Here is a 13,140-nt window from a genome sequence, read left to right as displayed (position 1 = left end):
GCCCGGAGCGCGACGTCTTCAACGTCGTCGTCCGCCGTGACTTTCCCTACCTGCGGCCCCAGGTCCACCTCTATTTCCTGGACGTGTACGACCACATGGTCCGGCTCATCGACACCATCGATACTTACCGGGACATGCTCTCCAACGCCATGGAGGGCTACCTGTCGTCGGTCTCCAACCGGTTGAACGAGGTGATGAAGGTCCTGACCATCATCGCCACGATCATGATGCCGCTCACCGTGATCACCGGGATATACGGGATGAACTTCGAACGGATGCCCTTCCTCCGATCGAGTTGGGGCTTTTACGGCATCCTCGGGGTGATGGCCGCGGTGGCCGTCGGGATGCTCTTCTACTTCAGGCGGAAAAGGTGGCTGTGACCCCTCCGCCATCGTCTCTCAGGCCATCCGAGTGCCGGTGAAGCCGGACTTAACCTAGCTGTTGACCCAAGACAAAGCGGACCCAGGACGCGGGGCGTGCCCGTGATCCTGGGTCCGTTATCGGGGTTGAGTTTCCTGGCCGACTACTGATAATCCTCGAGCCGCTTGATGTCGTCGTTGCGTCCGACGACGACGAGCATGTCGCCTTCGTTGGCCACGTCGTCGGCCTTGGGGGTGATGTTCATGGTCTTGCCGCTACGGATGGCGATGACGTTAACATTGAAGCGGGTTCTCAAGTCCAGTTGGCGTAAGGTCTGGCCGACCAAAGGCCCCCTCGTGGCGATCTCGAGGATGCTGTAGTCCGGGGTCAATTCGATGTAGTCGAGGATGGTCGAGGCGTTCAGGTTGTGGGCCACCCGGATGCCGATATCGCGCTCCGGGAAGATGACCTTATCGGCCCCGGTCCGCTGAAGGACCTTTCCATGAAGTTCATCGTCGGCCCGGGCCACAACGTACTTCACCCCCAGCTCCTTGAGGAGCAGGGTGCACAAGATGCTGGCCTGCATGTTCGTGCCGATGCCGACGACGACGGTGTCGAAGTTCCTTATCCCCAGGGCCCTCAGGGCGTTGGGATCGGTGGCGTCGGCGGTCACCGCGTGAGTGACGAATTCGGATACCTTCTGGACTCGTTCCTCATCGGAGTCGATGGCCAGGACCTGGTGACCCATGCCGGTCAATGAACGGGCCACCGAGCTGCCGAACCGGCCGAGACCGATGACCGCAAACTGCTGCGCCAAGGGAAGTCCTCCTTTGTCTCAGCCGACCATGACCCGATCCTCTGGGTGATGAAGGGGCGGGCGGCCGGCCCTTTCGGCCAGCGCCGAGGTCAAGGTCAGGGGCCCGACCCGGCCGATGAACATGGTCATGATGATCAGAAGCTTACCGGCCACCGAGAGCTGGGGGGTCAGGCCCGTGCTGAGGCCGACCGTGCCGAAGGCCGAAGTGGTCTCGTAAAGCAGGGGGAGGAAGGAGCTGAACTGCTCCGTACGGGTGAGGACCATCGCCACCATGATGACCAGACCCAGAGCCATGGCCGTGATGGCCAGGGCCCGGTAGACGGTGGTCGCCGGCAGCCGGCGCCGAAAGGCGGTGACTTCGCCACTGCCCCGGGATACCGCTATCACCGCCATGACCAGGACGGCGAAGGTGGTTGTCTTGATCCCGCCGCCGGTGGATGAGGGCGAGGCCCCGATGAACATGAGGATGATCGTGAAGACCAGGCTGGATTCGGTCATGTCGGCGATCGTCAGGGTGTTGAACCCGGCCGTCCGCGGGGTGACCGCCTGGAAGAACGAGGCCAGGAGCTTGCTTCCCCAGGGAAGGGAGCCGAGGGTGGCCGGGTTGGTCCGTTCGAGGAGGAAGATGACCAGCGTGCCGACGGCCAGAAGGGTGCCGGTGACGGTCAGGGCCAGCTTGGAATGGAGGGACAGCTTGGCGAAAGAGCGGTGCTGGTAGACTTCGGCGACCACGGTGAAGCCGATCCCGCCGAGGATGATCAGGCCGGCGATGGTCAGGACGACCAGGGGGTCGCCGACATAGGCGGTCAGGCTCTTGAACCCGCCGATGATATCGATACCGGCGTTGCAGAAGGCGGAGATGCTGTGGAAGACGCTCATCCATACCCCGCGGGCAAAACCGAACTGGGGGACGAAGCGGAAGGAGAGGAGCGCGGCCCCGAAGGCTTCGATGGCCAAGCTGACGAGGATGACATATCGCGTCAGGCGGACGACTCCTTCGATGGTGAAGACGTTGAGGGCCGCCTGCATGACCAGGCGTTCGCGAAGGGAGATGCGCTTGCCGAGGAAGAGGAAGATCATCGTCGCCAGGGTCATGATACCCAAGCCGCCAAACTGGATGAGGACCAACATGACGGCCTGCCCGAAGCCGGTAAAGACGGTCGCCGTGTCGACCACGATCAGGCCGGTGACGCAGACCGCGGTCGTCGCCTCGAAGAGGGCGTCTATGATGGGCAGTCCGCGTCCATCGCGGGTCGCCGCCGGCAGGGTCAGGAGGATGGCCCCGACCAGGATCAGCCCGGCGAAGCCGAAGACGAGGACCTGCGACGGAGAGAACCGGATGGGGCGGATCAAAGGGGTGCGCATGTTTCACCTCGGCCGGCGTCTCGGATGGCGGGGCCGCAAGGCGATGAATGGCCGCCGCCGTGATTATACCAGGTAATGACCGAGTCCGGCAATGGGGCGGCAATTGACCCGTCCGGGCGCCCCGTTTTGACGGGTTTGGACGTCGATGGGCATCCTATTCCCATGCGCAGGACACGTGTCTTGGTCATCGCCGGACCGGCCGAGGGCGGCATCAAGCGGCACTTGGCCGGCCTCACCGGCAGGAGTCGAGCCGGACGGCCTGACTTCCGGGTGATCGGCCCGGGGAGGCTGCCGTCCCCGGCGAAGGTCGCCCGGACCCTGGCCTGGCCAGGGGAGAAGGCCGGATTCGACGTGATCAACGCCCACGGGTACCGGGCCGGCATGGTCGCCCTGGTCGCCCGCGGGCTGACCGCGCGGCTCGCCCGGCGACCTGTGCCGCCGCTGGTCCTGACGATGCACGGCTTCCCGCCCGGCGGCCCGGCGGGCTGGCTCTGCCGGGCGGTCGTCAGGCGGTCGGCGATGGTCATCGCCGTCTCTTCGGCCCTCGCCCGGCGGGCCATCCAGCTCGGGGCCAGCCCCCGGGATGTCCGGGTCATCCCCAACGGCGTCGACCTGGCCTCGTTTCGGGCTATCCCGGCTCTCTCGTCGGAGGCCGCCGACCGCCGCCCCCTGGTCGTCGGCGTCCTGGCCAGGCTGGCCAGGGAAAAGGGCCTGCAGGTCCTGCTGCCGGCCGTGGCCCGGGTGGCGAGGGTCTGTCCGGGTCTGCGGGTCCTCATCGCCGGGGACGGGCCGCAACGGAACCGGCTCGAGCGCCTGGCCGGGCGTCTTGGACTGGGGAAGGTAGTCCGGTTCCTGGGCCGGGTGGAGGATGTCCCAGCTTTCCTGGCCGGGGTGGACATCCTGGCCGCTCCCTCGTTGTCGGAAGGGCAGTCGCTGGCGGTCATCGAGGCCATGGCCGCCGGCCGGCCGGTCGTCGCCAGCGCCGTCGGAGGGCTGGTCGAACTGGTCGAAGAGGGTCGGACGGGGGTGCTGGTCAGGCCAGGCGACCCGGCCGAACTGGCCAGGGGCCTGCTGCGTCTGGGCGGCGACCCGGGGCTCCGGGCGGCCATGGGGATGGCCGCCCGGGCGGTGGCCGCGACCCGCTTTGACCTGGAGGAGGCGGTCGCGGACTTGGACCGAGCGCTTCGGGCGGCGGCTGGTCGCCCGCCGTCCCCGCCGGCCGGGGGGAAGGGGGCGAGCCGGGGGATGGGCCGACCACGCGGGCCTTTCCGGCCCGAATGGTTGGTTTGGCTGGGAGCGGGGGCGGTCATCGTGGTCGTCCTGGCGACGCCGTTGACCGTCGGCGGCCGCTCGCCCGTCCCGGTCCTTCCTCGGGTCGAGCCTGGGAGCGGGGTCTTCCTACTGACCCTGGACCAATCGGACCTGGGCGATTGGAGACGCCCGGGCCTGGCCACGTTGCCCGCGGTCGTCGGCCGGGGCGTCATCGGACTGATGAACTCGCGGACCGGTCGCGATCCCGACCCCCACTCGTCAGGCGGGACGGGGGCGGCCGCGTACTACACCCTGGGGTCGGGGTCGAGGGCCGTGGGGGGAGGCGGTGAGGACATCAAGGCCGTGGCCACTGAGAACGGGAGGCTCAACCACCCCGTCAGCGTGGGCCTGCTGGGTCAGCGCCTGCGGGCGAACGGCGTCCTGACGGTGGCCGCGGCCGGGGCCGGCCAGGCGGGTCCGACGGCGAACGCCCGCAGCCTGTGCATGGACGGAGCCGGACAGATCGACGTCGTGGCCGACCTGCGGAGCCTGCCCGGCGGGCTGGACCAGTGGCGGGCGGCGGGCCTTCGTTACCTGGTGGTCTTCGATTTCCCCGGCGGCCCGGACGGACTGGTCCAGGGCGATACCACCTTGGAGCGGGTCCTGGCGCTGGCCGGGGACGACCCGGTGATGGTCGTCTCGCCTTCTCCGCCGCCGTCGGAGGCGGCCGCCGACCGTGAACTCGTCCCGCTGGCCATCCTGGGTCAGGGTCGGACCGGGGCAGTGACCTCGCCGACGACCAGGAGGACGGGACTGGTCGCCAACATCGACCTGGCGCCCACCCTTCTGGAGGCCTACGGCCTCGACGCGACCGGGGCCAGCGGCCGGGGCATGACCATCGTGGCCTCCGGGCGAGATTGGCCGCTGCGGGCCGGACGGCTGGGGGATGACCAGGGCCGCCTTCAGGGTGAGCGTTTCCCGCTGGTCCGGATGTACATTGCCGAGCAGGTCATCGTGGGGTTGGCCGCGCTGGCCGTCTTGTGGGGCCCGACGGCCTGGCGTCGCGACCGGACGGTGGCTCTTATCGAGGTGGGGCTCCTGACCCTAGGTCTGTACCCCCCGGTCAGTCTGCTCCTGGGCCTGGCCGGGCCGCATGGCCCGGTCATCGACGGCGGCCTGGCCCTGGGCTTATCGGCGGGCATCGGTTTCATCCTCGCGCGGGCCGGTCGGGGGGCCCTCCGGGGGACTGTCTGGGTGGGGGCGGCGGCCTCGGCCATCGCCCTGGGCGACATCCTCCTCGGGGGACCCTTGGCCTATCGCTCCGCGATCGGCTACTCCCTCGTCAGCGGCGCCAGGTACTACGGGATCGGCAACGAGTACATGGGGGTGTTGGTCGGATCGAGCCTGGTCGGGCTGGCGGCCCTGGGCCGGGCGGGGCGCTGCCGATCGGGACCGGTCGGCCGGACCACCCTGATCCTCGCCGGGCTGGCCTGCGTGGCGGCCCTCGGGGCACCCTGGGCCGGAGCCAACCTGGGCGGGGCGATGACCGCCGCCGCCGGTTACGCCTATCTGGCGACAGTCCGGCGCCCGCCGTCCGAGCTTGGGTCGGCCACCCGAACGGCCCGTCGGAGGGACGTCTTCCCGGCCGCGGTGGTTGCCGCCACCGCGCTGGTCACCGCGGCGGTCGCCCTGGGCGTCGATGCCCTTCAACCGCCTGGGCGCCAGAGCCACCTCGGGCTACTGGTCGAATCGGTGCGGCGGTCGGGGACCTCTGCCCTTTTCCCGGTGTTCCTGCGCAAGCTGGCGATGAACCTCCGCCTGATCCGTTACACCGTCTGGAGCCGTGTCCTGCTGGCCTCCTTCGCCGCTTACCTGATCCTGCTCTTTCGGCCCAGGGGCATGGTCGGTCGGGTCCTCCGGGACGATCCATCCACGCGTCAGGGCTTAGCGGCGGCCTCCCTGGCGGCCCTGGTGGCCCTGGCCGTCAACGATTCCGGCGTGGTGGCCGCCGGGACGCTGATGATCTACCCCGGCGTGGCCCTGCTGGGACTGCTCCTGGCGGAGGCGAAGACAGTTGCCAGGGCTGGCAAGTCAAGGGGCTGAAGGAGGATTTTGCCTGGCCGGCGGCTAATCCATTTGGATGATGAGAGCGCCGGAGCAGGCCGCGCCGAAGCGGCCCAGACCAATCGTGGCCTTCCTGACCGCCGGTCTTTGCGCCGCGATCCTAGTGACGGCAGCCTTTGCCGCCGGCCTCTTCGTCGACTTCGAGCTCCGTTTCCGCGACTATCTGCTCGTCTTGAGCGGCGGTGCGGCGACCGGCCCCGAAGTAGTCACCGTTGTCTACGACGACGATTCCCTGAAGAAGCTGGGACAGTGGCCGGTCTCCCGGCGGGTCCACGCCGAGCTGATCGACGCCCTGTCGGCCGCTGGCGCCAGGGTCATAGCCTTCGATGTCCTCCTCAGCGAGGGCGGCGGCGACGTCGACGACGAGGCTCTCGTCGAGGCCGTCAGGCGGTCAGGCCGAGTCGTCCTGCCGGTCCTGGCCAGGCTGACGGCCTCTAGTCCGACCGCCCCCGTGGCCAGCAGCATCGACCGTCCCTACGGCGGACTCGTCGAGTCCGCCTTTCTCGTGGGCGCGGCCAACGTCCTGCCGGATGCCGACGGAGTGGTCAGGGCAATGCCTCTCTATGTCAAGGACGGGTCGGCGATCCTGCCATCTTTGGCCGTGGCGGCCGCGTCCGCCTACTCCGGGCGGCCCTTCCGAGTCGACCGGGACGGCGCGTCCTACCTGGGCGAGACCAGTCTGCCGACCGATCGTTTCGGCCGGCTTCTGGTCGAGTTCAGCGACCCGCAACGGGAGCCGCGGGGAGTCAGCGCCGCCGAGGTCCTGGCCGGCCGGGTCGGGGCCGAGACGTTCAAGGACCGCTTGGTCATCGTCGGTCCGGTCGCCCAGGGCGTTGGGGACCGCTGGTTGACCCCATTCTCGATCATCGACCGCGCCGCCAGACCGGGGCTGGAGATCCAGGCCTCGGCGATGCGGACGATCCTGGACGGCGGAAAGTGGCGGGCCACCGGGACGGTCGCGGCGAGCGCGATGGTCCTCGTCCTGGGAGGCCTCGGGGCACTCTGGGCCACGGCGGTCGGCGGCTACACGTTGGCCGCCGGGGCGCTGGTCCTCGGCGGCGGGTGGGCGGGCCTTTCCTGGTGGGCCTTCAGTGGGGGGGTCTTCCTCCCGATCTTCGGACCCTTGCTTTCATTGACTTCAGCCACCGGAGCGACGGTTCTCATCCGCTGGCGGCACGAGGAACGGGAACGCCGGCGCATCGACGCTCTCTTCGGCCGCTTCGTCAGCGAAGAGGTGGCCGTCACCCTCAGAGACACACGCGGACGGGTCGAACTCGGCGGGGAAGAGGTCGAGTTGACCGTGGTCTTCGCCGACCTCCGGGGGTTCACCGGGTTGGCTGAGCGGCTGCCGCCCGGCGACTTGGTGCAGGTCCTCGACGGCTATCTTGAAGCGATGGCTGAAGGGGTTTTCGCCCACGGCGGGACACTGGACAAGTACACCGGCGACGGAATCATGGCTTTTTTCAACGCCCCGACGCGCCAACCCGACCACGCCCGGCGGGCCGTCGAGGCGGCCGTGGAGATCCTCCGGAGGGTCGAGGCCTTCCGGCGGCGGACGGCTCCGACTCTACCGATCGTCCCCCCGGGGGTCGGCATCGGCCTGAACACGGGGCGGGCCGTGGTCGGCAACATCGGCACGGCCAGACGGCTTGAGTACACGGCCGTGGGCGATGAGGTAAACCTGGCTTCGAGGCTCAAGGACTTGGCCGGCGCGGGAGAGATCCTGGCCGGCCGCGGGACGGTCGAAGCGGCGGGGGCCGGCCTTTCCTGGAAGGCACGGGGGGAGGTCGAGGTCCGCGGCCGCAATCGCCCGGTCGAAGTCTATCTCCTGGCCGCCGCGGCGCCGATGGAATCATCAGCCGCGGCGAGTCGGAGGCGGCGCCCCAAGCGGCTTCATCCAATCCCCAGAAGCAGGCGGTGAGGGCCTTGAGGAGAGACGAAGCTGAGGAAGGCCGGACGACGGGGAAGACGGCGCCCATGAATGCTTGGCTACTGGCCGCCGTTCGCCGGGTGGGCCGGGCCAAGACGGTCAAGGGTAAATCCGCGGCGGTCCTGAGGTCCGCCAGGTCCCTGACCGGGGCCTCAGGAGGGGCCATTTTCCTCGGCGAGGCCGCCACCAGTTGGGACGTGGCCGCCCAGTCCGGGCTGGAGCCGAAAACCATCGACCGGCTTGGGACCTGGATCGCCTCTGCCGACCTGGCCGGAGCCGGGGCGGAGACGGCGGCGCTCAGGAAGCCCGGCTTCCTCCTCCTGCCCTTCCGACAAGAGGGGCGCCGCCCGACGCCCATCGGCGCAATGGCGCTCGCCGGGGCCGGCCGGTTGGACCCCGTAGTTCAGCGGACGCTGCTGGAATTCGTCGGCCTGGTCCGTGCGCCGCTAGGGTCGGCTGTCGACCGGGCCTCGCTGGCCCGAGCTCTGGCCATGCAACGAGGTCTCCTCAAGGCGGCTCGCAAGATAAACTCGAGCCTGGACACGGAACGGGTGATCGGCGAGATCATCTCTCTGGCGGCCCGGGTAATCATGGCCGAGGCCGGGGCCTTGCTCCTCTACAATCCGATCAGCGAGCGTCTAGAGTTCAAGGTGGCCCACGGCGGCGGCGGTGAGGCGGTCAAGAGCTTCAGCGTGGCTCTGAACGAGGGCATCGCTGGCTGGGTGGCTTCCAGGCGTCGGGGGTTGATTGTCACCGACGTCCGCAAGGACCGCCGATACTACCGGGAGGTCAGCGAGAAGACCGGTTTTGAGACGCGTTCCATCTTGTCCGTGCCGATGATCACCAAGGGCCGCCTGATCGGGGTCATCGAGCTGCTGAACAAGAAGGGGCGGGCCGACGGCCGTTTCACCAAAGCCGACCTCGATCTCCTGAACGGGCTCGCCGCGCAAGCGGCGGTGGCCATCGAAAACGCCGGTCTCTACCGGCGGATCCAGGACCTCTACCTGAGCACCATCCGCAGCCTGGCCGAGGCCCTTGACGCCAAGGACCCTTATACTCGGGGCCATTCCGACCGGGTGGCCGGCTACGCCGACGCGCTGGCCCGCCATCTGGGCTGCGGCGCCAAGGAACGCCGGGACATCCGTTATGCGGCGTTGCTCCACGACATCGGGAAGATCGGCGTTTCGGAAGCGATCCTCAACAAGCCCGGGTCGCTGAGCGATGCTGAATTGACGGCCGTTCGCCGTCACGCCGAGATCGGCGCGACTATCCTTGGGCCGGTCGATTTCCTCGGCGAAGCGCGTGAACTGGTTCGCCACCACCATGGCTGGTTCGATGGGCACGGCCAACCAGGCGGAACGCGCGGGGAAGCAATCCCGCTCGGCGCGCGGATCATCGCCGTCGCCGACGCCTTCGACGCGATGTCCAGCGACCGCGTCTATCGTCGCGCCCTGACCAAAGATGAGTGTCGCGAGCGACTATTGCGCGGCGCCGGTACGCAATGGGACGGGCTGGTCGTGGAGCGGCTGATCGACCTACTCGATCGAGGATTGCTCGGAAATCGCGGATTATCCGGGGCCATTGGCGACTAGAGCCGAAAGACCCGGCCAAATTACGCGACGGCTCAAGATCTTTCTTTTTAGCTCCGGAGTTGTTGACTTTCGAGGGGAATTTGCTACAATGAACATTGATTGTTGACGCACCCCCCTGGCTGGGGCCGGCGCGCTAATCGGTTAAAAGGGGGTTGGATCTGATGAACGCACTTGGGCGCCACATCCTAGCGGAGCTCTACGGGTGTAACCCTGAGTCGCTGAACGACCTGAAGAAGGTCGAGAAGGCCATGGTCTCTGCCGCCATCAAGGCGGGAGCCGAAGTCAGAGAGGTGGCTTTTCATAAGTTCAGCCCGCAAGGGATCAGCGGTGTCGTGGTCATCTCCGAATCACATCTCGCCGTTCACACCTGGCCGGAGCATTGCTACGCGGCTGTCGACGTGTTCACGTGCGGCGATCGGGTCGACCCCTGGGTGGCTTGCGAATTCATCAACCAGGCCTTCGGGGCTCAGCATACGACGGCCAATGAGGTCAAGCGGGGCATCTTCGAGGAAGCTGAGAAGAAGATCGCCGGATGACGGAAAAGGTGAAAGGGCGCCGGGAAGATTAATCCCCGGCACCCTTTCTTTGTTATCGGCCCGCTCTCAGTCCGCTGAGGCTGGTCCACATCATCTGACGAGGAGGCCCGAAAGGCAGTGGATCAAACACTGGAGATGCTCCGCGACCTGACTGACGCTTCCGGGATTTCCGGTTATGAGTTCGAAGCCCGGGCGACCGTCCGGCGGTACCTCGAACAGGCGGCCACGATCGAGCACGACAACCTCGGAAGCATCATCGGCAAGCAGGTCGGCGTCACCGACCGGCCGCGGATCATGCTGGCCGGGCACATGGACGAAGTCGGCTTCATGGTCACCGGGATAACCAAGGAAGGCTTCCTGCGCTTCCAGACCATCGGCGGCTGGTGGGAGCAGGTGATGCTGGCCCAGCGAGTGACGGTCAAAACCCACCGCGGCGACCTGGCCGGCATCGTCGGCTCGAAACCACCGCACATCCTCTCAGCCGAGGATCGAAAGAAGGTCGTCGAGAAGAAGGACATGTTCATCGACGTCGGCGCGACCGACGAAGAAGAAGCCAAGAAGCTCGGGGTCAGACCGGGCGACCCGGTCATCCCGGTGAGTCCCTTCACCGTCATGGGCAACGGACAAGCCTTGATGGCCAAGGCCTGGGACGACCGGATCGGTTGTGCCATCTTCATCGATGTCCTCCGCAACCTCAAGAACGAACCCCACCCGAACACGCTTTACGGTGTCGGAACGGTTCAGGAAGAGGTCGGCTTGCGCGGGGCGACGACGAGTGTCGAGGCGGTTGACCCGGACGTCGGCTTCGCCATGGAGGTCTCCATCGCCGGTGACATGCCGGGGGTGAAGGAGAACGAGGCCACTGATAGACTCGGCGGCGGACCTTCAATCCTGGTCTACGACGGCTCGATGATTCCAAACCTCAGGTTGCGCGACCTGGTGGTCGAGACGGCCGAGAAAGAGAAGATCCCTTACCAGTTCTCGGCCATGCCGGGGGGGGGGACCGACGCCGGCCGTATCCACGTCCACGGGCAGGGTGTTCCGAGTCTGGTCATCGGGGTGCCTTGTCGGTACATCCACAGTCACAGCGGAATCATCCGGCGCGAGGACTACGACCACACGGTGAGGCTCTTGACCGCGGTTGTCAAGCGGCTTGACGCGAGGACCGTTTCGTCCCTCACCGCCTGACCACGATGCGGACCTCCGCCGGTCCCAACCTTCTCTTCGACTGTCCAAATACCAAGCCAAGCGAGGTGCGAGCATTGAAACTGCCCTTGGAAAAGACCCTCATCCTGGTCAAGCCTGACGGTCTCCAGCGTGGACTGGTCGGGGCCATCCTCGGCCGCTTCGAGCGGGTCGGGCTGAAGATCGTCGCCCTGCGCGTCGCCCACCCCACCAGAGCGCAGGCCGAGGCCCATTACCCCAACACCCGCGAGTGGATCGAGGGGATGGGTCAGAAGACCCTGCAAAGTTACAAGGAGAATGGGGTCGAACCGTTCGCCGAGGTCGGGACGGATGACCCGCTGAAGATCGGCGAGATGGTCAAGAATTGGAACATCGACTATCTCTCGTCGGGCCCCGTCGTCGCCTGCGCCCTCGAGGGCTACCATGCCATCCAGGTCGTCCGGAAGATGTGCGGGAACACCCTGCCGCTGGCCGCCGATCCGGGGACGATCCGCGGCGATTACTCGGTCGGCTCGCCGATCGTCGCCAACGCCCTCAAGCACGCCATCCACAACCTCATTCACGCCTCGAGCACACCTGACGAAGCCGCCCACGAGATCGCCCATTGGTTCCCCGACGGCGGTCTGGTCGAGTACAAGCGGATCGACGAAGCCGTGATGTTCTGATTCGGCCCGGGCCCAGTCGCCCCACGCGCCCGGCAATAGAGCGTTCAAGTATCGTCGCCACCGGGCCCGGCCATGCCGGGCCCGGCGGTTACAGGGGAGGAGGGAAGGCCGGTGACGGCCGGGATGACGACGCTCCTCGGGACGATGGCCGTGGCGGCCTTCGGAAGCGCCCTCTACGCTCACTTCATCGAGGCGGAGAGGCTGATGGTGACGCGGGTAGACGTCCCCATCGCCGGGCTGGATCGGGCCTTCGACGGTTTCCGGCTGGTCCAGGTCTCTGATGTCCACGGCAAGCTGCGCCTGGGACGCAAGCCCCTGACCGAACTGGTCGCCGCCCAGCGCCCGGACCTCGTGGCTATCACCGGAGACCTGATCAACGCCGGCGGACCATACGAACCGGCGCTCGCCGCGACCGGACGGATGACCGCCCCCTATGGCGTCTTCTTCGTCCCGGGCAACAACGAGACGAACGCGGCGGCCGCCGGCCGCACGGCCGGGTTGGTGCCCTGGTTGACCTCCTTCGGAGTCCAGTCTCTGGTCAACCGGCCGGCCAAGGTCGAGCGCTGCGGGGCCTGGTTCTGGCTGATCGGAGTGGATGACCCGACGAGGCGGCGCCTGGATGACCTGGGGCGGGCGGTCAAGGGCACCGAGGACGGACGGCCGCGCATCTTGATGGCCCACTCGCCGGATATCCTGACGAGGACGGGGCGGACCCGCCTCGACTACGTCATCGTCGGCCATACCCACGGTGGCCAGGTGTGCCTGCCGTGGTTCGGCCCCCTGATCACCCGCTCTCCCTTCGGACGACGATTGGCATCCGGGCCGGGGTGGGCCGATGGCGTCCGGGCCTATGTTTCTCGGGGCCTCGGAACCAGCTTGCTTCCCATCCGGTTGAGCTGTCCGCCGGAAATCGTCGTCCACGTCCTTCGGGCGGGTGGCCGCTGACCGGGACCGCCCAGGGTGGCTCAGGCCCGGCTTTGTGGCGGGCTTCTTCATCTTACCGCGCTTGATTTCCGGGCTGGATGGCGCTAGAATAGAGGCGAACGGCTGTTCGCCACAGACCGGAGACGGCGAGGCGTCCTTCGATCGCCGAATCCCGGCCTGGCGGCTGGACAACCGACCATCCGCCGGTCCGGCCCAGGACTATCCCGGGAGGTGCTCTGGTCTTGATCCTCGTTGGGACGGCCGGGTTCAGCTACGCCGATTGGCGGGGCAGGTTCTACCCGAGCGACCTCAAGGACCGTGACCGGTTGGCCTTCTACGCGACCCAGTTCCCGGTGGTGGAGGTCGATTTCACGTACTATCGCCTGCCGAC

At 67.4% G+C, this 13,140-nt stretch carries 10 protein-coding genes; 8 read left to right on the top strand and 2 right to left on the bottom strand.

Translation table 11 applies throughout. The features are described 5' to 3' along the window. A partial coding sequence (locus VGL40_06460) for a CorA family divalent cation transporter (GenBank protein ID HEY3314906.1) occupies nucleotides 1-380 on the top strand: 380 nt, incomplete at its 5' end. 143 nt (nucleotides 381-523) lie between these two features. Here VGL40_06460 and VGL40_06455 read toward each other — a convergent pair. Together VGL40_06455 and VGL40_06450 are read right to left on the bottom strand one after the other, a co-directional pair. Further along, nucleotides 524-1,177, bottom strand: a complete 654-nt coding sequence (locus VGL40_06455; GenBank protein ID HEY3314905.1) for a TrkA family potassium uptake protein — start codon at nucleotides 1,175-1,177, stop codon at nucleotides 524-526. An 18-nt stretch (nucleotides 1,178-1,195) separates the two neighbouring features. Further along, the gene (locus VGL40_06450; GenBank protein HEY3314904.1) at nucleotides 1,196-2,542 is read right to left on the bottom strand and encodes a TrkH family potassium uptake protein; all 1,347 of its coding nucleotides are present in this window, start codon (nucleotides 2,540-2,542) and stop codon (nucleotides 1,196-1,198) included. A gap of 162 nt (nucleotides 2,543-2,704) precedes the next feature. Between VGL40_06450 and VGL40_06445 the strand changes: the two genes are divergently transcribed. From VGL40_06445 to VGL40_06415, 7 genes are all read left to right on the top strand, one after another. After that, nucleotides 2,705-5,896 (top strand): glycosyltransferase, encoded by a 3,192-nt coding sequence (locus tag VGL40_06445; protein HEY3314903.1) that lies wholly within the window; start codon nucleotides 2,705-2,707, stop codon nucleotides 5,894-5,896. A 37-nt stretch (nucleotides 5,897-5,933) separates the two neighbouring features. After that, entirely contained in the window at nucleotides 5,934-7,838 is a 1,905-nt protein-coding gene (locus VGL40_06440; protein ID HEY3314902.1) for an adenylate/guanylate cyclase domain-containing protein, read from the top strand. Between the two features lie 5 nt (nucleotides 7,839-7,843). Beyond that, complete coding sequence (locus VGL40_06435; protein ID HEY3314901.1) at nucleotides 7,844-9,439, top strand: HD domain-containing phosphohydrolase; 1,596 nt, start codon at nucleotides 7,844-7,846, stop codon at nucleotides 9,437-9,439. Between the two features lie 161 nt (nucleotides 9,440-9,600). Next, nucleotides 9,601-9,975, top strand: coding sequence for an adenosylmethionine decarboxylase (gene speD / locus VGL40_06430; protein ID HEY3314900.1), 375 nt, complete (start codon nucleotides 9,601-9,603; stop codon nucleotides 9,973-9,975). 135 nt (nucleotides 9,976-10,110) lie between these two features. Then, nucleotides 10,111-11,163 carry a M42 family metallopeptidase gene (locus VGL40_06425; GenBank protein HEY3314899.1) on the top strand — a complete coding sequence of 351 codons (1,053 nt, stop codon included), beginning with the start codon at nucleotides 10,111-10,113 and terminating at the stop codon, nucleotides 11,161-11,163. Between the two features lie 74 nt (nucleotides 11,164-11,237). Next, nucleotides 11,238-11,825 carry a nucleoside-diphosphate kinase gene (locus VGL40_06420; GenBank protein ID HEY3314898.1) on the top strand — a complete coding sequence of 196 codons (588 nt, stop codon included), beginning with the start codon at nucleotides 11,238-11,240 and terminating at the stop codon, nucleotides 11,823-11,825. Between the two features lie 111 nt (nucleotides 11,826-11,936). Continuing rightward, complete coding sequence (locus VGL40_06415) at nucleotides 11,937-12,770, top strand: metallophosphoesterase (protein ID HEY3314897.1); 834 nt, start codon at nucleotides 11,937-11,939, stop codon at nucleotides 12,768-12,770. Nucleotides 12,771-13,140: the final 370 nt, after the last annotated feature.

It is taken from the genome of Bacillota bacterium (genome assembly GCA_036504675.1).
In the GTDB taxonomy this organism is placed as follows: domain Bacteria; phylum Bacillota; class Sulfobacillia; order JAJYWN01; family JAJZPE01; genus DASXUT01.
Note: the sequence above shows the minus strand (reverse complement) of the source record. Positions and strands in the feature narration are given on the sequence as shown.